Here is a 25,074-nt window from a genome sequence, read left to right on the forward strand (position 1 = left end):
GGCCGCGGCTTTTCCCGTCTCTATCGGTGAGCGGCGCTTACTGCCACTTCCCCATTTCGGTTTCGAGATTCTGGCGGATCGCCTCGAAAAACTGCTCGGTGGTCATCCAGGGCTGGTCGGGACCGATCAGCAGCGCCAGATCCTTGGTCATCTTGCCGCTCTCAACGGTCGCGATGCACACTTTTTCCAGCGTTTCGGCGAAGCGGACGACATCGGGCGTGTCGTCGAACTTGCCCCGGAACTTGAGGCCGCCGGTCCAGGCGAAGATCGATGCGATCGGGTTGGTCGAGGTCGCCTTGCCCTGCTGGTGCTGGCGATAGTGGCGGGTGACCGTGCCGTGCGCCGCCTCTGCCTCGACGGTTTTCCCGTCGGGCGACATCAGCACCGAAGTCATAAGGCCGAGCGAACCAAAGCCCTGTGCGACCTGATCCGACTGGACGTCGCCGTCATAATTCTTGCACGCCCACACGAACTCGCCGCTCCACTTGAGAGCGCTGGCGACCATGTCGTCGATCAGGCGATGTTCGTAGACGATACCGGCATCCTTGAACTTCGCGGCATAGCCTTCACTGTCGAACACCTCCTGGAACAGATCCTTGAACCGGCCGTCATAGGCCTTGAGGATGGTGTTCTTGGTCGACAGATAGACCGGCCATTTGAGGTTGAGGCCGTAGTTGAACGAGGCGCGGGCGAAATCGCGGATCGACTCGTCGAGATTGTACATCGCCATCGCGACGCCGCCGCCCGGGAAGTTGAACACCTCGCGATCGATCTTCTCGCCATTGTCGCCTTCCCAGACCAGGCGCAGCTTGCCCGGACCCGGAACGCGGAAATCGGTGGCGCGATACTGGTCGCCGAACGCGTGGCGGCCGACGACGATCGGCTTCGTCCAGCCGGGGATCAGGCGCGGCACGTTGGAGATGACGATCGGTTCGCGGAACACGACGCCGCCCAGGATGTTGCGGATCGTGCCGTTGGGCGACTTCCACATTTCCTTGAGGTTGAATTCCTCGACCCGCGCCTCGTCCGGGGTGATCGTCGCGCACTTCACGCCGACGCCATATTCGCGGATCGCATTGGCGGAATCGATCGTGATCTGGTCGTTGGTCTCGTCACGCTTTTCGACGCCGAGGTCGTAATATTTGAGGTCGATGTCGAGATAGGGGAGGATCAGGCGCTCGCGGATCCATTCCCAGATGATCCGCGTCATTTCGTCGCCATCGATTTCGACGACGGGGTTCTTCACCTTGATCTTCGCCATGCTTCGCTTTCCTGTCTGAAGGGAGGATTTGGCGCAGCGTCTAGGAGGAAGCCGGGCGCCGATCAAGGTGCGCGGACCCGCGCAGGCCGGCGCCATCGCGTGTTGTGTCATGCGGAGCGCACAGCTAGACCGCACCCATGCCTTCACTCGACAAGCCGCCCGTCACCACCACCACCGTCAAATGGCGGTTTCCCGCGATCCATCCGGAAGGGCGCAAATATGTCCTGATCTCGGCGGCGATCACGCTGCTGTTCCTGTTCGCGATCTGGGACGAGCTTGGCTTTTTCCTGATCGGACTGACGGTGTGGGTCGCGGCGTTCTTCCGCGATCCGGTGCGCGTGACGCCGCAGGGGGGAGGGCTGATCGTATCGCCCGCCGACGGTCTCGTCACGATGATCGAACGGGTGCCGGTGCCGCGCGAGATTTCGGGAGCCGAGGGGTTGGGCGAAAACCCGCTGGTGCGCGTTTCGATCTTCATGAGCGTGTTCGACGTCCACATCAACCGCACGCCGATTACCGGCACGATCCGTCAGGTCGTCTATATCGCGGGCAAGTTCCTGAACGCCGATCTGGACAAGGCGAGCGAGGAGAATGAGCGGCAGCATTTCGTGGTCGAGGGCGCGGACGGCATGCGGGTCGGCTTCACCCAGATCGCCGGGCTGGTGGCGCGGCGGATCGTCACCTTTGTGAAGCCGGGCGACATGGTGGTCGCCGGACAGCGCTTTGGCCTCATCCGGTTCGGGAGCCGCGTCGACGTCTATCTGCCCGACGATTATGCCGCGCAGGTCGCACTCGGCCAGCGGTGTATCGCCGGGGAGACGCTGATCGGACGTAGAGGCGGAACGGCGGCGGAGGGCGTCGCCCAGTGAGGGCGCGGCCGCGTCCGCTTCGCCGTGGCATTCCGCTTCGCGCCATCGCCCCGAATGCGGTCACCGCGCTGGCGCTGTGTTCCGGGCTGACCGGCGTGCGGTTCGCCATTGGCGGCGAATGGGAACGTGCGGTACTGATGATCATGATCGCCGGCGCGCTGGACGGGATCGACGGCCAGATCGCCCGCATGATCCGGGGCGAAACCCGCTTCGGGGCGGAACTGGACAGCCTGTCCGACGCGATTTCGTTCGGCGTGGCGCCGGCGTTGATCCTGTATCTGTGGTCGCTGATGTATGTGCCGAAAATCGGCTGGATCGTCGCATTGCTCTATGCGGTGTTCTGCGCGCTGCGCCTCGCCCGGTTCAATGCCCAGATCGACAAGGCGGATCAGCCGCGCAAGCTCGCCGGATATCTGACCGGCATTCCCGCGCCGGCCGGTGCGGCGCTGGCGATGCTGCCCATCTATATCTGGCTGTGGAGCGAAGAGCCGGTCGCGCGATCGCCATGGATCGTGACCCCCTGGGTCGCGTTCGTCGGGCTGCTCATGGTGTCGAGTATCGCGACCTATTCATGGAAGTCGCTGCGCCTGCGCCGGCACGTCCGGTTCGAGGCGCTGGTCGTGCTGGTGATCGCGCTGGCCGCGCTGGTCACCGCGCCCTGGCAGACGCTGACCGTCATCTGCATCGGTTATCTTGCCACGCTGCCCTTCAGCCTGCGTGCCTATCGCCGCAGCCTCAAGCCGCAGCGCGCAGCCGCGCCGCAGCCGCCGGTCGCCCCGCCGGACGCGAGCTGAACCGCACGCGCGCGGCGCGCGCCGGCTGTAGCACCGGCACCGTTTCCCCGGTCAGCAGCATGCGCATATAGCCGATGCGTGGCGCGATCGTCGTCCAGATGGCGAAGGCCGAGGCGGCGAAGGCGGCTGAGAACAGCGAAGCGGCAACCAAAGCGAACATGTCTACCTCCCGAGAATTCCATCAAGCGACTGGAATCCCGACGGATTACGACGCCTGAGTCGAACAGTGGTTCCCTGTCCGCGGTGTGAGCCTGTTATGTTCCGCTAACGTTCCATTCGTCAAGCCCTATTTTCCACCTTTGTTCTCTTGCGTCGTGATGCGCTTTCGACTAAAGGCGCGCCCTCAACCCCGCATGGGAAGCAACATAACCCGGTGCCACGGCCGAAAGCGGCCGGGGTCACTCGCTTCCCAGAGGCTCAACCGGAAGGAATCATCCCTATGGCGGCACCCGTCGTCTCCATGCAGCAGCTGCTCGAATCGGGCGCTCACTTCGGCCACCAGACCCATCGCTGGAATCCGAAGATGAAGCCGTACATCTTTGGCGATCGCAACGGCGTCCACATCATCGATCTGTCGCAGACCGTGCCGCTGTTCGCGCGCGCGCTGGATTTCATCAGCTCGACGGTCGCGGCCGGCGGCAAGGTGCTGTTCGTCGGCACCAAGCGCCAGGCGCAGGAAGCGATCGCGGATGCGGCGCGCAAGTCGGGCCAGCATTTCGTCAACCACCGCTGGCTGGGCGGCATGCTCACCAACTGGAAGACGATCTCGCAGTCGATCCGCCGCCTCAAGACGCTGGAAGAGCAGCTGTCGGGCGACACGCACGGCCTGACCAAGAAGGAAGTGCTGAACCTGACCCGCGAGCGCGACAAGCTCGAACTGTCGCTGGGCGGCATCCGCGATCTGGGCGGCATTCCGGACATCATGTTCGTGATCGACGCCAACAAGGAAGAGCTGGCGATCAAGGAAGCGAACACGCTGGGCATTCCGGTGGTCGCGATCCTCGACACCAACGTCTCGCCCGATGGCATCGCGTTCCCGGTTCCGGCCAATGACGACGCGAGCCGCGCGATCCGCCTGTATTGCGAAGCGGTGGCGATCGCCGCGACCCGCGGCAACCGCGACGCCGCGGTGATGAGCGGCCAGGACTTTGGCGCTGCCGAAGAGCCGCCGGTCGAGCAGGCGGTTGCCGAGCCGGAAGCGCCGGCCGCCGCGAGCGAGCCGGAAACCGCTGCCGAGGGTGAGCGTCAGATCGACGCCTGAACCGTCATCCGGACGTAATGGGGGCGGGGCAGGGCGTTTTCGCATTGCTCCGCCCGCACCATATTCGACGCAAATCGATTTAATTTGAGGAACAGGAACATGGCCGAGATCACTGCAGCAGCCGTCAAGGAACTGCGCGAAAAGAGCGGCGCCGGCATGATGGATTGCAAGAAGGCGCTTGCCGAGAGCAATGGCGACATCGAGGCGGCGGCCGACTGGCTGCGCGCCAAGGGGCTTGCCGCCGCCGCCAAGAAGTCGAGCCGCACCGCGGCCGAGGGACTGGTCGGCGTTGCCGTCGCCGGCACCAAGGGCGTGGCCGTCGAGGTCAACTCGCAGACCGACTTCGTCGCGAAGAACGAGATTTTCCAGGGCTTCGTCCGTGACGTCACCGCCGTCGCGCTGGAACAGGGCATCGACAATATCGACGCGCTGAAGGCGGCGAAGCTGTCCGATGGCGGCACCGTCGAGGACGTGCTGACCGCCAACATCTCGACGATCGGCGAGAACCAGGTGCTGCGTCGCGCGAAGAAGGTCGAAGTGACCAACGGCGCGGTAATCCCGTACGTCCACAATGCGGCGGCCCCGGGCCTGGGCAAGATCGGCGTGCTCGTCGCGCTGGAGAGCGACGCGGGCGTCGATGTGCTCGAGCCGCTGGGCAAGCAACTGGCGATGCACATCGCCGCGGCGTTCCCGCTGGCGCTGGACGAAAGCGGCCTGGACCCCGAGGTGCTGGAGCGCGAGCGTGCGATCGGCCGTGAAAAGGCGGCGGAGAGCGGCAAGCCGGCCGACATCATCGAAAAGATGGTCGAGGGCGCGGTGAAGAAGTTCGCCAAGGAAAACGCGCTGCTGAGCCAGCCCTTTGTGATGGACGGCAAGACCCCGGTCGCCGACGTCATCGCCAAGGCGGGCAAGGACGCCGGCGCGACGATCACGCTGAAGGACTATGTCCGCTTCCAGCTCGGCGAAGGCATCGAGAAGGAAGAAAGCGATTTCGCCGCGGAAGTGGCGGCGACGGCGGGCCTTACCCGCTAAGGCGCGTTTTCGGACCGGAATGGAAAAGGGCGCGGCCAGCGATGGCTGCGCCCTTTTTTGTGCCGCCGCCGGCGCCGCACGCCGGATTGACTTGGCGATCGAGGGGGCAGAGGTTCGCGGACGGATGGGGAGAGAGCGATGATGAAGGCTGTATTGCTCCTGGCGGCATTGTGCGGAGCGATGCCCGTCGCCGCGCAGGATCTCCAATCGCAGGAGATCATCGTGACCGGCAGCCGCGTCGAACAGGACGACTATCAGCGCGACATGCCCGCCGTCGGCCTGCGTCGCACCGCCGACTTCCTGGTGCAGGAGGTGGTGATTCGCGGCGACACCCGCGACCCAAAGCAGCGCGCGGTGGAGATCCGCCAGATGCTTGCCCGCGCGATCGCGCTGGCCGAACGGCACGGCGTGCAGCTCGCCTATGGCGACTATATCCTGACCCCGCTGACCGCAGCCAATCTGGACGACGTGACCCTGTCGAACGACAACCGCCCCGACAGTCAGAAGGTGGTGTTTCTGGTCAAGGCCCCGCTTGGCGGCGCGGAAAGCGGAACGACCGCCGAAAAGCGGATCGAAACCTATGTCGATGCCGTGCCGGAGGTGGGTCGCGCACAGATGGACGTGAGCGGCGATCCATCGCTGTCGATCGTCGGCCCGGACAAATACCGGCTCCAGATCGCGGACGCGGTCATGATCGATGCGCGCGCGCTCGCGGAACGGATGGGTGCCGGCTATGCGGTCACGATCGAGGGGCTGAACATGCCGGTATTGTGGACCCGCGCCGGACCGTCCGCGGTGATGCTCTACATCCCCTACAAGCTGGTCATCGTCCCCCGTCCCTGAGCGCGGCCGACCGGCGGCATTCGCGCGGTGCAGCTTCGCTCCGGCTCCTAATCGTCGCGATCGGCAGCGTCGGAGGGCGATTCGTCGATCGCCAATTCACCCAACGGGTCGAACTCGACCCGTTCGGCGATCTGATCGTACACGGCGGCATTGTCGTTCATCTGCGCGGCGATGTCGGGGTTTTGTGCGGCGACATTTCGGAAGAAGGTTGCGGCGTCGCGCAGCAGCTTCGCGGACAGCTGGGCATGGGTGGGCATCGGCGCGTTCCTCGATCGTGTGCGCGGGCAGGTTGCGCGGGCGGTGTCCCCGCATCGGCCCGCTAATGCGCGGAATATAACGGTTTATTCGTCGCGATGATGTTCGAGCCGCAGATGCGCCTTGCGCCGCATCACGAAATCCCATGCCTTGGCATAGGCGATGGAACGGCGGCGGCGCACCTGTCGCCGTTCCCGTCGGGCGCGTTCGGCGAGACGGCGCCAGATCCAGGAAACCACGAACAGCGCGACAAGCGCGAGCGCGGGGATCAGAAGTTCGGGTCTCGTCGCAGTCGAGAGCATGAAAGCTGGCCGCCATCTGTTCGGGAGGATGGGTTACCCGGCGCTTCTTATCAGATTGGCGCGGCGGCTTACACCCGTCTCATCGAGAGCGCTCGCCCGCGTCGCGTCGGCCGCTTCGCCACTTGGCTTTCGCCCGAGCCGCATCTAAGGTTCGCGCGCTTCCCCAATCGCAACAGAATCAAGGGCTCCATGACTGTGCCGCGCTTCAAACGCATCCTCCTCAAACTGTCCGGCGAAGTGCTGATGGGGCAGGGGCAGTTCGGCATCGATCCCGGCACCTGCGCGCGCGTCGCACGTGAGGTGAAGGCGGCCAAGGAAGCCGGATACGAAATCTGCATGGTGGTCGGCGGCGGCAACATCTTTCGCGGGCTGGCCGGCGCGGCGGCCGGTTTCGAACGCGCCAGCGCCGATTATATGGGCATGCTCGCGACGGTGATGAACGCGCTGGCGATGCAGAATGCGCTGGAAAAGCTGGGCGTTCATACGCGTGTCCAGTCGGCGATCCCGATGGCGAGCGTGTGCGAACCCTATATCCGCCGCCGTGCCGAACGGCATATGGAAAAGGGGCGCGTCGTGATTTTCGCCGCGGGGACGGGCCTGCCCTTCTTCACCACCGATACGACGGCGGCGTTGCGCGCGGCGGAGATGAATTGCGACGCCTTGTTCAAGGGAACGAGCGTCGATGGCGTGTATAACGCCGATCCGAAAAAGGTCGCCGACGCGACCCGCTACGACGCGCTGAGCTTTGACCGCGTGCTTGCCGACAATCTGAAGGTGATGGACGCGACCGCGGTGGCACTGTGCCGTGACAACAATATCCCGATCGTGGTGTTCAACATCCGCGAGGACGGCAATCTTGAGGCCGTGCTGGGCGGCGAGGGCGCCTCCACGATCGTGAGCAACGAACCCGAATACGCATAAGAGGAACCTGAACTATGGCCGCCTATGACAAGGCCGATCTCGAGCGTCGAATGAACGGCGCCGTCGAAGCGCTGAAGCACGATCTGGCCGGACTGCGGACCGGTCGGGCCAGCACCACGCTGCTCGATCCGGTGACGGTCGAGGTCTATGGCGCGCACATGCCGCTCAACCAGGTCGCGACGGTGTCCGCGCCCGAGCCGCGCATGCTGTCGGTGCAGGTGTGGGACAAATCCAATGTCGGCCCCGTCGAAAAGGCGATCCGGTCGGCCGGGCTGGGCCTGAACCCGATCAATGACGGCCAGACGCTGCGCCTGCCGATCCCGGACCTGACCGAGGAGCGGCGCAAGGAACTGGCGAAGCTCGCCGGGCAATATGCGGAAAAGGCGCGGATCGCCGCGCGCAACGTGCGCCGGGACGGCAATGACAGCCTGAAGACCGACGAGAAGAAGGGCGTCTATTCCGAGGACGAGCGCAAGCGCCACGAGACCGAGGTGCAGAAGCTGACCGACGCGACCATCGCCGACATCGATGCGGCGGCGGCGGCGAAGGAAAAGGAAATCCTTGGCAAGTGAGGGGCCTTGGCCTCGATCGGGTCCGTGTTCGCGCCATGCCCGCCGTCGTGCGCGCGCGCGCCGCATCCCGGTCTGACCGACCGGACCGGATCGCGGCCATGCCCGTCCGACGCGCGTCGTGCGGGTGAACCCATGGCGTCCGACCCCTCTCCCGCAAGCCATGCACCGGTTCCCCGCCATGTAGCGATCATCATGGACGGGAACGGGCGCTGGGCAAAGGCCCGGCACCTGCCGCGCATCGCCGGCCACAAGCGCGGCGTGGATGCGGTGCGCCGCGTGTCCAGGGCCGCACGCGCGCTGGGGATCGAGGTGCTGACCCTCTACGCCTTTTCGTCTGAGAACTGGCGGCGGCCGGAGGATGAGGTCCGGGACCTGATGGGCCTGTTACGCCATTTCCTGAAGAACGAGCTGGACGAACTGGTCGCCGAAGGGGTGCGGTTGCGGGTGATCGGCGACTATCGCGCGCTGTCCCCCGATCTGGTCGCGATGATCGATGAGGCGATCGCGCGGACGGCGGACAATGCGGGCGCGACGCTGGTCATCGCGCTCAATTACGGCGCGCAGGCAGAGATCGTCGCGGCCGCCCGGACGCTTGCGGCGCAGGCGAAGGCGGGCGAGATCCGCCCGGAAGCCATTGACGAGGCGATGTTCGACGGCGCGTTGACCACCCATGGCCTGCCGCCGCTGGACCTGCTCATTCGTACGTCGGGCGAACAGCGGCTGTCCAATTTCCTGCTGTGGCAGGCGGCCTATGCCGAATTGCTGTTCGTCGATACGCTGTGGCCCGATTTCGACGGCGACGCCCTGGCGGCGGCGATCGCGCAGTTCGGGCGGCGCGAACGCAGGTTCGGCGGCCTGTGAGCGACGCGAAGCCCCGCAATGCCGACCTGCCGGTACGCGCCGTCGTCGGCGTGGCGCTGATCGCGGTGGCGGCGACGGCATTGTGGCTCGGCGGATTCGTGTTCTGGCTGCTCCTCACCGTCGCGGGATTGGTGATGATCGGCGAATGGGGCGGGCTGCACGGGGCGGAGCGCGGGCAATCCCGGCTCGCGCAATATGCGCTGATGGTGCCGCTCGCGATCCTGTCGCCGCTTGCTGCCGGTCCCGGCTTCCTGGTGCTGGGACTGATCGCCGGAGCCGGGTTCTTCATCGCGATCGTCACCCGCAACGGCGCGCTGGGGCTGGGCGCGGCCTATGTCGGCCTGCCGGTGCTGGCGCTGGTGTTCCTGCGCGCGCAGGAGGCCGGGCTGCTGCTCGCCTTTTGGGCGATGGCGCTGGTATGGGCGACCGATATCGGCGCCTATTTCGCAGGGCGTTCGATCGGCGGACCCAAGCTGATGCCGCGCGTCAGCCCCAACAAGACCTGGGCGGGCTTTATCGGCGGCGTGGCGGCGGCAACGCTGTTCGCCCTGATCCTGACCCGATGGGGACTGGCCTGGCCGCTCGTATTCGCGACCCCCGTGCTGGCGATGATGGCGCAGGGCGGCGACCTGGTCGAAAGCTGGCTGAAGCGGCGCGCGGGGGTCAAGGATTCGGGCAACCTGCTGCCCGGCCATGGCGGCGTGCTGGACCGGCTCGACGGGCTGGTGCCGGTCGCACCGGCGGCGGCGTTTCTGGTGCTGATGCTGGCGGTGCGATGAGGACGGTTTCCATCCTGGGCGCCACCGGATCGGTCGGGACATCGACGCTCGACCTGATCGCGCGCGATCCCGACGGGTTCGAGGTGCTGGCCCTGACGGCCAATTGCGATGTCGAGCGACTTGCTGATGCCGCGCGCCGGGTGGGCGCGAAACGGGCAGTGGTGGCGGACGAAACCTGCCTTCCCGCGTTGCGCGATGCGCTGGCGGGAACGACGGTCGAGGCGGCGGGCGGCGGGCAGGCGGTGTGCGAGGCGGCGGCGATGGGCGCCGACTGGACGATGGCGGCGATCGTCGGAACCGCCGGGCTGAAGCCGGTACTGGCGGCGGTGCAGCAGGGCGGCACCATCGCACTGGCGAACAAGGAATCGCTGGTTTCGGCGGGGGACGTCGTGACCGACGCGGTCGCCCGCCATGGCGCCACGCTGTTGCCGGTCGATTCCGAGCATAATGCGATCTTTCAGTGCCTGGAACCGGCCAATGCGGAGCGGATCGGGCGCATCATCCTGACGGCCAGCGGCGGCCCGTTTCGCGAACGCAGCCTTGACGCGATGCGCGGGATCACCCCGGAACAGGCGGTGGCGCACCCCAATTGGTCGATGGGCGCGAAGATCAGCGTCGATTCGGCGACGATGATGAACAAGGGACTGGAACTGATCGAGGCGTTTCACCTGTTCCCGGTGACCGTCGATCAGCTGGACGTGATCGTCCATCCCCAGTCGGTGGTCCATTCGATGGTCGAATATATCGACGGATCGGTGCTCGCACAGCTTGGCGCGCCGGACATGCGCATTCCGATCGCGCATGCCCTGGCATGGCCGGCGCGGATGGAAACGCCGTGCCAGCGCCTCGATCTCGCCACGATCGGCCGGCTCGATTTCGAAGCGCCCGATTATGATCGCTTTCCCTGTCTCAGACTGGCACGCGAGGCGCTGGCGGCCGGCGGCGCGCGCCCGGCGATCCTGAACGCGGCGAACGAGGTCGCGGTCGCCGCGTTTCTGGCGGGGCGGGCGGGCTTTCTTGAAATTGCCGCAATCGTCGCGGATACGCTCGATCGCTATGACCCGGCTGCGCCGGAAACGCTCGATCAGGTGTTGGCGATCGATGCGGAGGGGCGCAGGATCGCGGGCGAGCGTGTGAAGGATTGCGTCGTTTGACCGAAAGCCCCGGTTTCTTTCTCTATGTGCTCGCGTTCCTGCTGATGATCGGGCCGCTCGTGTTCGTACACGAGCTGGGCCATTATTTCGCGGGACGCTGGTTCGGGATCAAGGCGGACGCCTTTTCGATCGGCTTCGGACGCGAGGTGGCGGGCTTTACCGACAAGCGCGGCACGCGGTGGAAGTTCGGCTGGCTGCCGCTTGGCGGCTATGTGAAATTCGCGGGCGACATGAACCCGGCCGGGCAGCCCAGCGCCGAATGGCTCGCCTTGCCGGCGGCCGAACGGGCGCAAACCTTTCAGGCAAAGCCGGTATGGCAGCGCGCGATCGTCGTTGCGGCCGGGCCGGTCACGAATTTCCTCGTCGCGATCCTGATCCTGGCGGGGTTCGGGATGATCGTCGGCGCGCCCAGCGGTGGCGCGACGATCGGTGAGGTTGATCGCGGTAGCCCCGCTGCGGTCGCCGGGCTGAACGCGGGCGATCGCATCGTGACGCTCGGCGGCAGGCCGATGGCGAATTTTCGCGAGGTTTCGCAATATGTGATGATGCGCCCGCACGAGCTCATCCCGGTTGGCGTCCGCCGCGATGGACGCGATCTGGTGATCGATGTGAGCACGGGTGAGCGGCAGGAGCGGGACCGGTTCGGCAATATCTATCGCCTGGGCGTGCTGGGCGTCCGTTCCGGCCCGATCGAGCTGACCCCGGTGCCGCTGCTGCAAGCGCCGATCCACGGGGTGCGCGAAACGGTCCGCATCGTCCAGGGTACGCTGGACGGGCTGGGGCAGATCATCACCGGTCGGCGATCGGTCAACGAACTGGGCGGCCCGTTGCGAATCGCGCAGGTTTCCGGCGACGTCTTCGCGCTCGGGCCGGCGGCGTTCGTGATGCTGATCGCGTTCGTGTCGATAAATCTGGGGTTCATTAACCTGCTGCCAGTTCCAGTGCTGGATGGCGGCCATCTTCTGTTCTATGCGGTGGAAGCGGTGCGGCGGAAGCCCGTCGGCCCCGATGTGATGGAATGGGCGTTTCGCGGCGGGATGGTGGCGATCCTGGCGCTGATGCTCCTGGTAACGTTCAACGATCTGGGCGCGTTTGGCGTCTGGAGAAATCTGGCCGGGTTGATCGGCTGACGCGGTTGAGGCAGGGCGTGCAGCGGCCTGCGTTTCGGCCAACTAAAATCGTATCCGGCTTTGGGGTGGGATGGTGAATTCGAACAAGCTTTCCAAATTCGGCGCCCGCGCCACCGCCCTGCTGCTCGCCGGGACCATCCTGTCCGGGGTGATCGGCTCTGCCGAGGCACAGCGCCGGCAGCAGCCGCAGCGGATGGCCCAGCCCACCCGCGCCGCGCCCGAGCCAGTGGCCGAGGCCGCGCCGGTCGTTCCCGACACCGCGCCGCGGATCAAAACGCTGCGCGTCGAAGGGACCCAGCGGCTGGAGCCGGAAACGGTCCTGTCCTACACCAAGCTGCGGGCCGGCGTTCCCTACACGACCGAGAGCCTGGACCAGGCGATCCGCGACGTGCTGTCGAGCGACCTGATCGCCGACGTGACGATCGAGGGCGTCGAAACCGGCAACATCGTCCTGCGCGTGCGCGAAAATCCGGTGATCAACCGTGTCATCCTGGAAGGCAACAAGCGCCTGAAGGACGAGAAGATCACCAAGGAGATCAAGCTCGCCCCGCGTCAGATGTTCACGCGTACCGCCGTGCGCGCGGACGTGGCGCGCATCGTCGAACTGTATCGCCGGCAGGGCCGCTTCGCCGCGACCGTCGAGCCGAAGATGGTCAGCCTGGACCAGAATCGCGTCGATATCGTCTTCGAAATCCGCGAAGGACCCAAGTCGAAGGTCCGCCAGATCAACATCATCGGCAACGAGGTGTTTTCCGACAGCAAGCTGCGCGGCGAGATGGTGACGAAACAGTCGCGCATCACCAGCATCTTCAGCTCGAACACCAGCTATGATCAGGACCGGCTGGCCTATGACCAGCAGAAGCTGCGGCAATTCTACCTGACCGAGGGCTATGCCGATTTCCGCGTCGTTTCGGCGGTTGCCGAGCTGACCCCGGACAAGAAGGATTTCATCATCACCTATGTCGTCGAGGAGGGGCCGCGCTACAAATTCGGTCCCGTCACCGTCGACAGCGACATTCGCGACTTTGACGACAAGGCGCTGGCCGCGCGTCTGCCGGTGAAGGAAGGGGATTGGTACAACGCCAAGATGGTCGAGGACACGGTCGATTCGCTGTCCGAGGCGGCGGGATCGCGCGGCTATGCCTTTGCCGATGTGAACCCGGAATTCCGGCGCGATCGCGAGAAGTTGACGATGACGATCAACTTCAACATCGCCGAGGCCAAGCGCACCTATGTCGAGCGGATCGACATTACCGGCAACACCCAGACGCAGGACAAGGTGATCCGGCGCGAAATGCGCCTGGCCGAGGGCGACGCGTTCAACACCTTCCTGATCAAGCGGTCGCAGGACCGCATCAATTCGCTCGGCTATTTCCAGGACAAGTTCGAGATCGAGCAGAAGGAAGGCTCGTCGCCCGATCGCGTGATCCTGACCGCCAATGTCGAGGAGAAATCGACCGGCGAACTGACCCTGTCGGCCGGGTTCTCCAGCCTCGAACGGTTCATCTTCCAGGGATCGATCCGCCAGCGCAATTTCCGCGGCAAGGGCCAGGATCTGCGCCTGTCGGCCGATTATTCGAGCTATTCCAAGTCGGTCGAGGTCGGCTTTACCGAGCCGTATCTGTTCGATCAGAACATCGCGCTGGGCGGCACCCTGTTCCGCCGCGACTATAACTCGTTCAACTATGTCGGCAGCGATCGGCGCACGACTTACGATCAGGTATCGACCGGCGGCCAGCTGGTCGCGGGCGTTCCGTTGACCGAATATTGGACGGGTTCGCTGCGCTATTCGCTCACCCATGATTCGGTGACGCTGGACGAGGCGACCTTCTTCACCAACGGGGCCTGCGATCCGCTCAAGGCGGGGCGCTACCTTTGCGAGGCGCTGGGCAAGCGCTGGACCTCTGCGGTCGGCGTGTCGCTGATCTATGACAGCCTGAACAGCCGCCTGCATCCCACCGCCGGCCAGCGGCTGGTGGTCGGCGGCGATTTCGCGGGGCTTGGCGGCGACGTCAAATATCTGCGCGCGCGCTTCGACGGCGATAAATACTGGAATATCGGTGGCGGCTGGGTGCTGTCGGCGGGCGCCGAGGGCGGCTATATCCACAGCCTGGAAAAGAGCCCCGGTGCGGGTATCGATCCGGTTCGCCTGACCGACCGTTTCTTCCTGGGCGAGCCGCAGTTCCGCGGCTTCGACATTCGCGGCGTCGGTCCGCGCATCGAACGCGTGGGCTATACCGGCACGGTGGCGGGCGGCGATCAGACGCTGATCACCGACAAGAACCAGATCTACAGCGACGCGATCGGCGGCCGCGCCTATTATCTGGGCAAGATCGAGCTGGAGATCCCGCTTGGCGCCGGCGCGCGTGAAATGGGCATCCGTCCGTCAATCTATGTGATGGCGGGTGCGAACTGGGGCGTGACGCGCCCGAACAAGACCGCCGCCTTCGCCCAGGCGACCGACGGATCGGGGAACCTGCTCTACAATGCCGATGGATCGCCCTCGCTGTTGCCGATCCAGACGCCGCAATATGATTCGTCGGGCCGTCCGATTTACGTCGTCCCGTCCACCGACGTGACCGCGCCGGGTGCGCTGACCACCTGTTCGGTCGGTTATTCCTCGACCCTGGGCGGTGCCTGTTCCGGCACGTCGATCAACACGGCCTATTATGTCCAGACCGATCCGTTCCTAGAACGGTTCCTGGGCAATTCGCCCAAGCCGCGCCTCTCGGTCGGCATCGGCGCGAACTGGAATTCGCCGTTCGGGCCGCTGCGCCTCGATCTGGCCTACGCCTTCCTCAAGCAGAGGGGCGACGACGACAAACTCTTCAGCTTCAACGTAGGGACTTCCTTCTGATGCGTAATACCAAGTTCATTCTCGCCTCGCTGGCTCTTGCCGGCGCCTCGCTCGGCGCGGGTACCGCCGCCGCCCAGGCGCTCGCCGACGCGAAGGTCGCCGTGGTCGATGTCGAAAAGGTCATGGGGACCTGCACCGCGTGCGTGGCCGCCAATGCGCAGCTCCAGACGCAGCGCCAGGCACTGGTCACCTTCGCGCAGCAGCAGGGCCAGCCGCTCCAGACCGAGGAAAACGCGCTGCAAGCGGCGCTGAAGGCCGCCAACGGCAAGCCGGACGCCGCGCTCACCACCCGCATCCAGGCGTTCCAGACCAAGCAGCAGACCGCGCAGAACCAGTTCAACGAGCGTCAGCAGACGTTCCAGCGCAACGTGCAATATGTCCAGCAGCAGATCGCGCAGAAGATGATGCCGGTCGTGCAGCAGATCGCGCAGCAGCGTGGCGCCTCGCTCGCGATCGCCAAGGACAGCCTGTTGTTCGCCGCGACCAGCATCGACATTTCCGATGCGGTGCTGGCCACGCTGAACCAGCAGCTGCCGAGCGTGCAGACGGTGGCGCCGCCCCCGCAGCAGCCCGCCCAGACGCCCGCGCCGGCCCCGACCCAGCCGCAGGGCCGGTGAGCGAGGCCGCGCAACCGGGGGCGTCGATCGGTCCGCTCGATATCGGGCGGGTCATGGCGGCGCTCCCGCATCGCTACCCCTTGCTGCTCGTCGATCGGGTCGAGGAACTGATCCCCGACCATCGCATCGTCGCGATCAAGGCGGTGACGATGAACGAGCAGTTCTTTCAGGGGCATTTCCCCGGCCGGCCGATCATGCCGGGCGTGTTGCAGGTCGAGGCGCTGGCGCAGGCCGCCGGCGTGCTCGCGGTGGAAAGCCTGGGCCTCGCCGGATCGGGGAAGCTCGTCTATTTCATGTCGATCGACGGGGTGAAGTTTCGCAAGCCCGTCGAACCGGGCGTGTTGCTACGTCTCGAATGCGAATTCGTGCAGAAGCGGTCGCGCATCTGCAAGTTCGCGGGCAAGGCGTATCTGGGCGACGAACTCGCCACCGAATGCGAATTCACCGCGATGATCGCGGATCCGCCCTCGGCCTGACCGGATCGCCGCGCTGCGCTTTGTCGGCTTCGCGGCGCTTCTTCGCCGCCCTCCGCTCCGCCCGCCGCGCGTCGCGTTCGTAACGCGCTCGCCCGGCAGGCGTCGCGCGGCGCATCACACCGACGATGACGGTGCTCTCGGACTCCTGCGCCGCATCGACGCGCGGCGGCGCGGGCGCATCCTGCGCGGCGAGCGGCGTGGCGCCGATGGCCGCCGCCAGCGCGGCGACTGCGGCGTGGCCCGCGATGCTGTAGCGGACGCAGGGCGGGCCGTTCGCGCCGGCCATAATTCGCAGCCGCTCCGCCTCCGAAACCGAGTCGAGGTCGATGACGACCGTTCGACATTGACGGCACAGATTGCCGTCGATCACCGTTTCGATGCGGTCGGCGAGCGGACAATGCTGCTCCAGGTCCGGATATCGCGACATGGTCATGTCGAAGGGGCGATCTCGGGACGATAAGGCATGAAACTCTCCAGCCCGGATGAGGCTGTCACGGGGAACGGGCGGCGCAAAGCCGGGGGGTTGCCTCTCGCGCCGCGCCTGTGTACTGCGCCGCGTCCGCTGCCGGTCGGAAACCGGCGGCTCAGTTCAAGGAATTGACCCGTGAAGAAAGACACGCACCCCGCCTATCACATGATCAAGGTGCAGATGACCGACGGCACCGTGTTCGAAACCCGCTCCACCTGGGGTAAGGAAGGCGACACAATGCAGCTCGACATCGATCCGCTGGCGCATCCGGCATGGACCGGCGGCACCAAGCAGCTGCTGGATGCCGGTGGCCAGGTGGCGCGCTTCAACAAGCGCTTTGGCGGGCTTTCGCTCGGCAAGAAGTGATCGCGCGGGGCTGACGGCGTTAACGCGCCGTTAGCCATCGCAGCCTAGGCTTGCCCCATGGTTTCATCGGGCAAGCGCAGCTTTACGGCAGAATTCGAACCCGCGGTGCTCGGCCGGCGGCGCAGTCCGCGCGCGCCGGTGTCGCTGGACGCGCGGGTGGGACGCGGCGGTCTGGACCGCGCGCTGTGCAAGGTGGTCGATCTGTCGTTGAACGGCGCGAAGATCGAAACCTTTTCCGAACTGCGCCGCGACAGCGTGATCTGGCTGACCCTGCCGCGCGTCGGCCATTGGGCCGCGCGGGTGGTATGGTCCACCGATTTCGAGGCTGGCCTGGAATTCCAGATCGCGCTGACCGAAGAGGATTTCGAAGCGCTCACCGCCAGCTGATCGCCGGATCATCGGGCAGTCCGGCCGGACGCATGATGATCGCGGCAACCCGCTTGCCCGTTTCGGTCCGTCGCTATTCGCGCACCGGGACGCAGGGGCGCAGCGAGCCGCAGGCGCTGCCGGCTTCCGCGCTCGACGCGAACGGCCCCACCAGAACCTTGGTCAGACGCCCCGATTTCACGTAGAAGACCCGGCGGCCCGGAAAGCGCCCGGCCACCTGTCCCCACAGTTTCTGCGCATTGCCCGGCTCGCCGAACGCGCCCAGCTGAACCTTCCACCCCCCGTCGCGGACCGCCGTCGGTTCGGCGGCGGCCGGGGGCGGGGCGGCGGGCTGGGGAGCGGGGCGCTTCGGCGCGGGGCGGACGATCGGCGGCATCGGCTGCGCCTCCGCGACCTGCGCCGGCGGCGTGTCCGGCGCAGTCTGGGGCGCCTGATAGGCGGTCGATGGCGGCAATTCGGTGCGGCCGATCGGGCGGGTCGGTCCCGACTTCACGGGCGGCGGCGCGCTCGCAACCTGCGGGCGGCCTTCGTCACGCTCATATTGGCGGGCGAGTTCCAGCGCCTTTTGCCGGTCGGGAAGCGAGATGAACCCATCCATCTGCGCCTGCGCCTTTCCGGCCTGGGGCAACCCCTTCGCGGTCGCGCGGGCGATCAGCGCATAGGCGCGAACCCAGTCCTTTGCCACGCCGTCGCCATTATAGAGTTGGACGCCCAGCACATATTGCGCGCGCGGGTCCCCGCGTGCGGCGCCCTTTTCAAGCCATGGCACCGCCTGCATCCGCTTGCCGTTTTCGAACAGGGTCAGGCCGTAATTGACCTCCGCCTGCGGGTGGCCTTGCAGCGCCGCCTTGCGGAACCATTCCTCTGCCATGCCGGTATCGGCGGGAACGCCGCGACCGAGGCGATAGGCCTGGCCGAGGTTGAACTGCGCGTCGGGATCGCCGGCAACGGCCGGCCCCCGCCATTCGGCGATCGCTTTCGCATATTCGCCCCGTTGCCAGGCATCGACCCCCGCCTTCACATCGGCGAACGCCGGTGCGCCTGCCACTGCGGCCCCCGCCAACAGTGCCGCGACCGTCCATTTCCTCATCCGCAAGTCCCCGATCCCATCGCCGGCGATCATGCCAGCTAACCCCCGTCTGGCCAAGTCATGGTTACCCACAGCTTAAGATCAGGATGGGACAGGGCGGCGAACGGGTGGCGTTAACGGCTTCTTAGGGTCCGACTGGCAATCCAGCATCGGGTAACCGGGATTTTTTCGAGGGGTAGATGCGCGTACTGGCGATGGCATCGCAGAAAGGCGGATCGGGCAAGACGACGCTGAGCGGACACCTGGCGGTGCAGGCTCAGCGCGCGGGTGCCGGCCCCGTCGTCCTGATCGACATCGATCCCCAGGGGTCGCTGTCGGATTGGTGGAACGAGCGCGAGACGGAGTTTCCCGCTTTTGCCCAGACCACGGTCGCGCGGCTCGCCGCCGATCTGGAGGTGCTTCGCCAGCAGGGCTTTCGCCTGGCGGTGATCGATACGCCCCCGGCCATCACCATGGCGATCCAGAGCGTGATCCAGGTCGCCGAACTCATCGTCATTCCGACGCGCCCCAGCCCGCACGATCTGCGCGCCGTGGGCGCCACGGTCGATCTGTGCGATCGTGCCGGCAAGCCGCTGTTGTTCGTGGTCAACGCCGCGACACCCAAGGCGAAGATCACCAGCGAGGCGGCGGTCGCGCTGTCGCAGCACGGGACGGTTGCGCCGGTCACGCTGCATCACCGCACCGATTTCGCCGCGTCGATGATCGACGGGCGCACGGTGATGGAGATCGATCCCAACGGCAAATCGGCCGGTGAGGTCGTGGCGCTATGGTCGTATATCAACGACCGGCTGGAAAAGAATTTTCGTCGCACCGTCTTCACCGCCCCGGCCGCGCCCCAGGCGGTATTCGCCGGGCGTCCGCAGGGTGGCTTCGGCCGCCGGGTGGTGAGCTGATGTTCGGCAACGCCAAGCCCGCCGCGTCGCTCTCTTCCGGGCTTCTCGCCCGCAAGGGGCAGGCGCGCCCCGCGATGCGCCCCCAGGGTTTTGTCGGCCTCGATCCCGGCACGTCGCTCGATGATCTGGGCTGGAACGATATGGGCGACGACGCACCGCCGCCCGTTCCCGCGCCGACGCATCTGACGCCGCCCGCACCGGCCCCGGCTTCCGCGCCCGTTCCGCCCGTCGTGGCGCAGCGTGAGGCGCTGGAGCAGCATTATTCGCCACAGCCGGTCGCCGCCGCGCCCGAGCCGGACAGTGCGGCGCCGAAGCCGCCGGTTTCCAATGCGACCGCCGCGCGCATCAAGCGCGAAGTGACCGCGAAGAAGGGGAAGGCCGCCTTTACGCTGCGGCTCGACAACGAACGCCATCTCAAGCTGCGCCTCGCCTCGGCGGTCTCCGGCCGCTCGGCCCAGCTTCTCGTGACCGAGGCGCTTGACGCGTTTCTTGAAACTCTGCCCGAAGTCGGTGCGCTGGTCAGCCAGCTGCCGCTCGGGAAGGCTCGTTGATCAGGGGGATTTGAGCCATGACCGCACGTCGTTTCCTTACCATCGGGGCTTCCGCCCTGGTTCTCGCCATGCCGATCGTCGGCGGGCCGTCGCTGATCGGTGGCCTCGCCATCGCCGGTGCGAAGGTCGAGACAGTGGACGCCAAAAAGGCGTCCGAAGAGGCCAAGGCGGCGCAGAAAGCGCTCAAGAAGGGTAATGCCCAGCTCGCCGTGACCCATGCCGAAGCGGCGGTGACGTTCGATCCGACCAATGGCCCCTATCGCCAGCTGCTGGGCGAAACCTATCTGGCCGCCGGTCGATTCATGTCGGCGGCGCAGGCGCTCAACGAGGCGCTGTCGCTCGATCCCGCGAACGGTCGGATCGCGCTGAACCTGGCGCTGGCGCAGATCGCCACCGGGGCGTGGGGTGATGCCCGCCAGACTCTGGAAGTCCACGCCGCGACGATCCCCGCGAGCGATCGCGGCCTTGCGCTCGCGCTGGCCGGTGATCCGGCGGGTGCGGTCGCGATGCTCGCCGATGCCGCGCGCCAGCCGGGTGCGGACGCCAAGACGCGCCAGAATCTGGCGCTGAGCCTGGCGCTGGCCGGCCAGTGGCCGCAGGCGCGTGCCGTAGCCGCGATCGACCTGTCGCCCGACCAGCTCGACAACCGCATGATGCAATGGGCCAGCTTTTCGCGGCCGCAGAACGCCTATGACCAGGTTGCGAGCCTGCTCGGCGTGACGCCGGTCGCGGACAATGGCCAGCCCCAGCGGCTGGCGCTCGCCCGTTCGATGGCGCCGGCAATGGCGGCACAGGGGGTTCCCGATCCGGTCGACGCCTATATGCCCGGCGCGACGCCGGCGGCGCCCGCCGCGCCGGTTGCCGCCGCAGTCGAACCCGCGCCGGCCGGCGACGTGGCGATGACGGCGGAAACGCCGGCACCCGCGATCACCTCGCCCAGCGGCGTGCAGATCGTGTTCGCGCCCCGCAAGGAGATCGTTCAGGCCATTCCCGCCGCCGCGGTGAAGCCGGTCGCCGTCGCAAAGGTCGAAGCCGTCGGTTCGGCGCGACCGCTCCGAGTCGAACCGGTGGCAGAGAAGGTTGAGGCACGCTCGCCCGCGAAGGGCAGCTGGTTCGTCCAGCTGGGCGCCTATGACAGCAGCGGCGTGGCCAGGGACGCCTGGGGCCGGGCGGTCAAGGGCGCGCCCGTGCTGAAGGGCCTGACCCCATCGACCATGGTGGCAAGCACGAAGGCCGGGACGTTCCATCGCCTGTCGGTTGGCGGCTTCGCCCGTGCCGATGCCGACGCGGTATGCGGCAAGGTGCGCGCGGCCGGGGGCAAGTGCTTTGTCCGTACCGGCAAGGGCGACACCACCGCCAGCTGGGCCAAGGGCGCACAGCGCGCATCGCGCTGATCAGCGTATCTCGATCCCGCCCTTGAAGAGGCGCAGCGCCCTGCCCTGAACGGGCAGGCGATCGAACGGGGTGTTGCCGGCCTTGCCCGGCATCGCGTCCGCGTCGATCTGCCAGGGCGCGCCCTCGTCGATCAGGGCGAGATCGGCCGGCATCCCCGGCTCGAGCGTACCCGCCCCGATCCCCAACAGCGTCGCCGGCGCGCGCGCGACCAGGTCGAACAGGCGCGGCAGGGCGATATGGCCGTCGCGCACCAGCCCAAGCCCCAGCGCGAGCAGCGTCGCCGCACCCGCCATGCCGGGCGTCGCATCGGCGAAGGGCAGGCGTTTTTCCTCCGGACCGCGCGGGTCGTGGCCCGAGCACAGGATGTCGATCGTGCCGTCGGCCAGTGCGGCGAGCGCCGCCCGTCGATCCGCTTCGTCGCGAAGCGGCGGGGAGAGCCGCGCAAAGGTGCGGAAATCACTCACCGCATTGTCCGAAAGCAACAGATGCGCGGGGGTGATGCCACAGGTCGCGCTCACCCCGCGGGCCTTTGCCGCGCGGATCAGGTCGAACCCGGCGGCGGTCGTGACCTGACGAAAATGGATCGCCGCGCCGGTCTCTTCGGCCAGGATCAGGTCACGCGCCACCGCCAGCGCTTCGGCGATCGCCGGCGCGGCGGGCAGCCCCAGTCGGGTCGCCGCCTCACCCTCGGTCGCGACCGCATGGCCGGCCAGCCCGCCATCCTCCGCATGGGAAATGACCGTCAGGCGGCAATCGCGGGCGTAAGCGAGCACCCGCCGCATGACCCCCGAATCGGCGATCCAGCCGCGCCCGGTCGCGACCGCGCGTGCGCCGGCACCCGCATTGGTTGCATATTCGGCAAGATCGGTGCCGGCGAGTCCGCGCGTCGCGGCGGCGATCGGGTGGACCCACAGTTCGGGCTTGCCCATGTCGGCGGCGCGCTGGACGATACCGGGACCGTCGAGCACCGGCGCCTGATCGGGCATCAGGCCGACACGGGCGATACCACCGGCGCGGCACGCGGCCTTGTCCACCGCGAACACCCCCAGATCGGTGAGGGCGGGGGCGAGGATCCGGCCGCGACAATCGATCGCCTCCGCACCGTCCGGCGCCTGTGCCACGATCCGGCCATCGACGACATGGAGCGCGCCGGGGCGTTCGCCGGCGAGCGGACACACGATCCGCGCATTGGTGAAGCTCAGCCTCATGCCCAGCCCTCCACGCCGCGCGCGCGCCGGGTCAGCACGTCAAGACACGCCATCCGCACCGCAACGCCCATTTCGACCTGTTCGGTGATCGCCGAACGGCCCGGCATGTCGGCGACCGACGAATCGATCTCCACACCCCGGTTCATCGGGCCGGGATGCATCACCAGCGCGTCGGGCCTTGCGCGCTTCAGCCGCGCCTGGGTGAGGCCGTAGTTCAGATGATATTCGCGGGTCGAGGGGATATAGGCGCCGGTCATCCGTTCGTTCTGAAGCCGTAGCATCATCACCACATCGGCGCCCTCCAGCGCGGCGTCGAAATCGGTGAATGGCGTGACGCCCAGCCGATCGATCGCGGCGGGCATCAGCGTCGATGGAGCGACCACCCGCACCTCTGCGGCGAGCGCGGTCAGCGCCAGGATGTTCGAGCGGGCGACGCGGCTGTGCAGGATGTCGCCACAGATCACCACGCGCTGGTGCGCGATCGCACCGCGCCGCCGGCGGATGGTCAGCGCGTCGAGCAGCGCCTGGGTCGGGTGTTCATGGCTGCCATCCCCGGCATTCAGCACCGGGCAGTCAACCTTGTCCGCGATCAGTTGCACGGCGCCCGAACTCATGTGACGGATCACGATCACGTCGGCGCGCATCGCGTTCAGCGTCATCGCGGTGTCGATCAGCGTTTCGCCCTTCTTCACGCTGGACTGGGCGGCGTGCATGTTCACCACGTCGGCGCCGAGCCGCTTGCCGGCAATCTCGAAGCTGAGCAGCGTGCGGGTGGAATTTTCGAAAAAGGCGTTGATCTGGGTCAGCCCGTCAAGCCGGCGGTCGCTTTTCGCGCGCGACCGGTTCGCCTCGATCCATTGTTCCGCCTCATCGAGCAGGAACAGGATTTCATGCGGCTCAAGCCCGGCAATGCCGGTCAGGTGCGCGTGCGGGAACACGGCGCGCCCATGAATCTGGGCGCCGGGGCGGTGGTCGATCGGCGGTTGCATTAAAGGCGCCGGTTAGCCTTCCCGGCCGGCGATGGCAACAGCGCGCGAACGCGGTTCAGATGCCGGCCAGCCCGTCGATCGCGCCTTGCAGGATGTAGCTCGCGGCCAGCTTGTCGACGCGCTCCGCCCGCTTTGCGCGCGACAGGTCTTCGGCGATCATCTGGCGTTCGACTGCGGCGGTGGACCAGCGTTCGTCCCACAGCAGCATCGGCAGGCCAAGATCGTCGAGATTGCGGGCAAAGGCGCGGGTTGATTGGGTGCGCGGGCTGTCGGTGCCGTCGAGATTGAGCGGAAGGCCGATCACCAGCCCCTTCACCGCCTGTGCCGCGATCATCGCGACCAGCGCGGCCTTGTCGGCGGTGAACTTCGTCCGCTTGATGAGCAGCGCCGGGCTGGCGAAGGACCAGCCGGCATCGCACAGGGCGGTTCCGATCGTCCTGGTTCCCACGTCGAGGCCCAGCAGGCGTCCACCATCGGGCAGGGCGGCGCGAAACGCGGCGCGGTCGCCGGTAATCATCCCAGCGCCCTCAGGGTGCGCAGCCACCCGCTCTGACGCTTGCGATAGGCCGCCAGCCGGCGCTCGGCATCGGCGCGGACATTCGCCCAGAACAGCGAATAGTCGAACACATGGTAATTGTTGCCGGGCAGCACATAGGCGCGGCCCAGCCCCTCCGGCGGATCGCCGATCATTAGGATGCCGCGCCCTTCACAGCGTGCGCCGACCGCACCGCGTGCCAGCGTGGCGGTCGAGAGATCGGCGGCGGGGACCAGACTGCCCAGATTGGCCTCGCGCGGCGCCGAACTGCCCGGCATGCCGGTCAGCGGATTGGTGCAGATCATCGGCGTATCCTTCCGGCTCTGCCCGTTGAAGCCGGTGGTCGCATCGAATGTGTCGAGGATCAGCGACGGGTCCGCCGGCTCGCCGAACGTCTGCCATGACAGGATACAGCCGGTCGTATCCGCGCTGCCGCATTCGGGCAGGCCCATCAGCGGCAGATCGGTGGTCCGCGATACCGGCCAGCCGATCACATAGGCGGCGACGATCCGTTTCGCGATCGGTTTCCCCGCGACCCGTTCGCGAAGCAGCCGCGTCAGGTGGAGCGCGCCCTGGCTGTGGCCGGCAAGGATGATCGGCCGGTCGCCGGCTTCCTTCAGAAACTGGTCGAACGCGGCGACGACGTCGCGATAGGCGAGGTCGAGCGCCATCTGCGCATCCGCCTCGCTCGTCAGGAACGCGCCGAACGTCGCCTGGCGATAACGCGGCGCCCAGATCGCGCCGGCGCCGTTGAACGCGCTCGCCTGGCCGCGCAGGAACAGCGCGGCACGGTCGTTCGCCACCCGGTCGTCCAGCGGCGCGTTCCAGTGCGCGCGATCGAGATAGGAGGTGGGGTGGACGAAGAACACGGCGGCGTCGGGCGCCGGATTGGCGGCGAAGCCGGCCGGGACCCAGCGCGCCGGGTCCGATGCCATTTTGGGGTGCGCCAGCCACATTTCACGTCGGGCGTAGCTGTCGCGCGGCAATTCGGACTGCGCTTCGAAACGGACGCGCGGGATCATCCCGAGCCGCAGCAGTTCGGCACCCCAGATGCGATAGGCGAAGGCTGCGGCAAGGGTGAGCACGATCAACACCACCACGACGTAAAGGAACTTGCGCGCCAACAGGCTCTCCCGGTCTTTTCTTGTGCAGTGCAACATGAACCGCCGCGTGGCAATCGCTTTCCCCTGCGCGATGGTTGCGAAGG

29 protein-coding genes are annotated in these 25,074 nt (G+C 66.8%); 19 read left to right on the forward strand and 10 right to left on the reverse strand.

All coding sequences use genetic code 11. The features are described from left to right. Nucleotides 1–37 precede the first annotated feature (37 nt). Entirely contained in the window at nt 38–1,261 is a 1,224-nt protein-coding gene (locus tag KF783_RS11925; protein ID WP_294079618.1) for an NADP-dependent isocitrate dehydrogenase, read from the reverse strand. 137 nt (nt 1,262–1,398) lie between these two features. On the opposite strand from KF783_RS11925, the gene KF783_RS11930 reads away from it, so the two are divergent. Together KF783_RS11930 and KF783_RS11935 are read left to right on the forward strand one after the other, a co-directional pair. Further along, nucleotides 1,399–2,130, forward strand: coding sequence for a phosphatidylserine decarboxylase (locus KF783_RS11930; RefSeq protein WP_294079621.1), 732 nt, complete (start codon nt 1,399–1,401; stop codon nt 2,128–2,130). After that, nucleotides 2,127–2,924, forward strand: a complete 798-nt coding sequence (locus KF783_RS11935; protein WP_294079624.1) for a phosphatidylcholine/phosphatidylserine synthase — start codon at nt 2,127–2,129, stop codon at nt 2,922–2,924. Before KF783_RS11930 ends, KF783_RS11935 begins: the two co-directional genes overlap by 4 nt. On the opposite strand, the gene KF783_RS11940 is transcribed toward KF783_RS11935, so the two are convergent. After that, the gene (locus KF783_RS11940; protein ID WP_294079627.1) at nt 2,866–3,084 is read right to left on the reverse strand and encodes a hypothetical protein; all 219 of its coding nucleotides are present in this window, start codon (nt 3,082–3,084) and stop codon (nt 2,866–2,868) included. The genes KF783_RS11935 and KF783_RS11940 overlap by 59 nt on opposite strands. A gap of 279 nt (nt 3,085–3,363) precedes the next feature. Here KF783_RS11940 and rpsB point away from each other — a divergent pair, with 279 nt between their 5' ends. From rpsB to KF783_RS11955, 3 genes are all read left to right on the forward strand, one after another. After that, the gene (gene rpsB / locus KF783_RS11945; RefSeq protein WP_294079629.1) at nt 3,364–4,185 is read left to right on the forward strand and encodes a 30S ribosomal protein S2; all 822 of its coding nucleotides are present in this window, start codon (nt 3,364–3,366) and stop codon (nt 4,183–4,185) included. Between the two features lie 99 nt (nt 4,186–4,284). Then, entirely contained in the window at nt 4,285–5,217 is a 933-nt protein-coding gene (gene tsf / locus KF783_RS11950; protein ID WP_294079633.1) for a translation elongation factor Ts, read from the forward strand. A 138-nt stretch (nt 5,218–5,355) separates the two neighbouring features. Then, nucleotides 5,356–6,060 (forward strand): TonB-dependent receptor, encoded by a 705-nt coding sequence (locus KF783_RS11955; protein ID WP_294079635.1) that lies wholly within the window; start codon nt 5,356–5,358, stop codon nt 6,058–6,060. Between the two features lie 47 nt (nt 6,061–6,107). Here the strand turns inward: KF783_RS11955 and KF783_RS11960 are convergent, their stop codons facing one another. Beyond that, nucleotides 6,108–6,317: a hypothetical protein gene (locus tag KF783_RS11960; protein ID WP_294079637.1), complete on the reverse strand. Its 210-nt coding sequence runs from the start codon at nt 6,315–6,317 to the stop codon at nt 6,108–6,110. Between the two features lie 84 nt (nt 6,318–6,401). Next, nucleotides 6,402–6,617, reverse strand: coding sequence for a hypothetical protein (locus KF783_RS11965; RefSeq protein WP_294079638.1), 216 nt, complete (start codon nt 6,615–6,617; stop codon nt 6,402–6,404). Between the two features lie 189 nt (nt 6,618–6,806). Here KF783_RS11965 and pyrH point away from each other — a divergent pair, with 189 nt between their 5' ends. The 9 genes from pyrH (at nt 6,807) to fabZ (ending at nt 15,984) form a co-directional block, all read left to right on the forward strand. Continuing rightward, nucleotides 6,807–7,538, forward strand: coding sequence for a UMP kinase (gene pyrH, locus KF783_RS11970; protein WP_294079639.1), 732 nt, complete (start codon nt 6,807–6,809; stop codon nt 7,536–7,538). 14 nt (nt 7,539–7,552) lie between these two features. Continuing rightward, complete coding sequence (frr, locus tag KF783_RS11975; RefSeq protein ID WP_294079640.1) at nt 7,553–8,110, forward strand: ribosome recycling factor; 558 nt, start codon at nt 7,553–7,555, stop codon at nt 8,108–8,110. A 132-nt stretch (nt 8,111–8,242) separates the two neighbouring features. Beyond that, nucleotides 8,243–8,971: an isoprenyl transferase gene (locus tag KF783_RS11980; protein WP_294079642.1), complete on the forward strand. Its 729-nt coding sequence runs from the start codon at nt 8,243–8,245 to the stop codon at nt 8,969–8,971. Next, nucleotides 8,968–9,750, forward strand: a complete 783-nt coding sequence (locus KF783_RS11985; protein WP_294079644.1) for a phosphatidate cytidylyltransferase — start codon at nt 8,968–8,970, stop codon at nt 9,748–9,750. Before KF783_RS11980 ends, KF783_RS11985 begins: the two co-directional genes overlap by 4 nt. Next, a complete protein-coding gene (locus tag KF783_RS11990) occupies nt 9,747–10,904 on the forward strand; it encodes a 1-deoxy-D-xylulose-5-phosphate reductoisomerase (RefSeq protein WP_294079646.1) in 1,158 nt (385 codons plus the stop codon). Before KF783_RS11985 ends, KF783_RS11990 begins: the two co-directional genes overlap by 4 nt. Further along, complete coding sequence (locus tag KF783_RS11995) at nt 10,901–12,034, forward strand: M50 family metallopeptidase (RefSeq protein ID WP_294079648.1); 1,134 nt, start codon at nt 10,901–10,903, stop codon at nt 12,032–12,034. Before KF783_RS11990 ends, KF783_RS11995 begins: the two co-directional genes overlap by 4 nt. A gap of 70 nt (nt 12,035–12,104) precedes the next feature. Then, nucleotides 12,105–14,891: an outer membrane protein assembly factor BamA gene (gene bamA, locus KF783_RS12000; RefSeq protein WP_294079651.1), complete on the forward strand. Its 2,787-nt coding sequence runs from the start codon at nt 12,105–12,107 to the stop codon at nt 14,889–14,891. Next, nucleotides 14,891–15,508, forward strand: a complete 618-nt coding sequence (locus tag KF783_RS12005) for an OmpH family outer membrane protein (protein WP_294079653.1) — start codon at nt 14,891–14,893, stop codon at nt 15,506–15,508. The genes bamA and KF783_RS12005 overlap by 1 nt, the downstream gene beginning before the upstream one ends. Before the next feature lie 53 nt (nt 15,509–15,561). After that, nucleotides 15,562–15,984 carry a 3-hydroxyacyl-ACP dehydratase FabZ gene (gene fabZ / locus KF783_RS12010; RefSeq protein WP_294079771.1) on the forward strand — a complete coding sequence of 141 codons (423 nt, stop codon included), beginning with the start codon at nt 15,562–15,564 and terminating at the stop codon, nt 15,982–15,984. Here fabZ and KF783_RS12015 read toward each other — a convergent pair. Then, nucleotides 15,950–16,417 carry a hypothetical protein gene (locus KF783_RS12015; RefSeq protein WP_294079655.1) on the reverse strand — a complete coding sequence of 156 codons (468 nt, stop codon included), beginning with the start codon at nt 16,415–16,417 and terminating at the stop codon, nt 15,950–15,952. The genes fabZ and KF783_RS12015 overlap by 35 nt on opposite strands. A gap of 171 nt (nt 16,418–16,588) precedes the next feature. Between KF783_RS12015 and rpmE the strand changes: the two genes are divergently transcribed. Together rpmE and KF783_RS12025 are read left to right on the forward strand one after the other, a co-directional pair. Beyond that, nucleotides 16,589–16,819: a 50S ribosomal protein L31 gene (gene rpmE, locus KF783_RS12020; protein ID WP_294079657.1), complete on the forward strand. Its 231-nt coding sequence runs from the start codon at nt 16,589–16,591 to the stop codon at nt 16,817–16,819. Between the two features lie 57 nt (nt 16,820–16,876). Continuing rightward, nucleotides 16,877–17,206, forward strand: a complete 330-nt coding sequence (locus KF783_RS12025; protein ID WP_294079659.1) for a PilZ domain-containing protein — start codon at nt 16,877–16,879, stop codon at nt 17,204–17,206. A gap of 73 nt (nt 17,207–17,279) precedes the next feature. Here the strand turns inward: KF783_RS12025 and KF783_RS12030 are convergent, their stop codons facing one another. Further along, nucleotides 17,280–18,296, reverse strand: coding sequence for an SPOR domain-containing protein (locus tag KF783_RS12030; RefSeq protein WP_294079661.1), 1,017 nt, complete (start codon nt 18,294–18,296; stop codon nt 17,280–17,282). Nucleotides 18,297–18,475: 179 nt separating this feature from the next. On the opposite strand from KF783_RS12030, the gene KF783_RS12035 reads away from it, so the two are divergent. Genes KF783_RS12035 through KF783_RS12045 form a run of 3 tightly spaced genes read left to right on the forward strand, consistent with a single transcriptional unit; the run spans nt 18,476 to nt 21,134 of the window. Next, nucleotides 18,476–19,189, forward strand: coding sequence for a ParA family protein (locus tag KF783_RS12035; protein WP_294079663.1), 714 nt, complete (start codon nt 18,476–18,478; stop codon nt 19,187–19,189). After that, nucleotides 19,189–19,740 (forward strand): hypothetical protein, encoded by a 552-nt coding sequence (locus tag KF783_RS12040; RefSeq protein WP_294079664.1) that lies wholly within the window; start codon nt 19,189–19,191, stop codon nt 19,738–19,740. The genes KF783_RS12035 and KF783_RS12040 overlap by 1 nt, the downstream gene beginning before the upstream one ends. Nucleotides 19,741–19,757: 17 nt before the next feature. Next, nucleotides 19,758–21,134 (forward strand): SPOR domain-containing protein, encoded by a 1,377-nt coding sequence (locus tag KF783_RS12045; RefSeq protein ID WP_294079666.1) that lies wholly within the window; start codon nt 19,758–19,760, stop codon nt 21,132–21,134. On the opposite strand, the gene KF783_RS12050 is transcribed toward KF783_RS12045, so the two are convergent. From KF783_RS12050 to KF783_RS12065, 4 genes are read right to left on the reverse strand one after another with little or no spacing between them, the layout of a single operon-like run. After that, complete coding sequence (locus KF783_RS12050) at nt 21,135–22,343, reverse strand: amidohydrolase family protein (RefSeq protein ID WP_294079668.1); 1,209 nt, start codon at nt 22,341–22,343, stop codon at nt 21,135–21,137. After that, nucleotides 22,340–23,332, reverse strand: coding sequence for an aspartate carbamoyltransferase catalytic subunit (locus KF783_RS12055; RefSeq protein ID WP_294079670.1), 993 nt, complete (start codon nt 23,330–23,332; stop codon nt 22,340–22,342). Before KF783_RS12055 ends, KF783_RS12050 begins: the two co-directional genes overlap by 4 nt. A 55-nt stretch (nt 23,333–23,387) precedes the next feature. Further along, nucleotides 23,388–23,849, reverse strand: coding sequence for a Holliday junction resolvase RuvX (ruvX, locus tag KF783_RS12060; protein ID WP_294079672.1), 462 nt, complete (start codon nt 23,847–23,849; stop codon nt 23,388–23,390). Continuing rightward, nucleotides 23,846–24,991 carry a DUF3089 domain-containing protein gene (locus KF783_RS12065; protein ID WP_294079674.1) on the reverse strand — a complete coding sequence of 382 codons (1,146 nt, stop codon included), beginning with the start codon at nt 24,989–24,991 and terminating at the stop codon, nt 23,846–23,848. Before KF783_RS12065 ends, ruvX begins: the two co-directional genes overlap by 4 nt. Nucleotides 24,992–25,074 lie beyond the last annotated feature (83 nt).

Origin of the sequence: Sphingomonas sp. (assembly GCF_019635455.1) — a bacterium.
Classification (GTDB): Bacteria; Pseudomonadota; Alphaproteobacteria; order Sphingomonadales; family Sphingomonadaceae; genus Sphingomonas.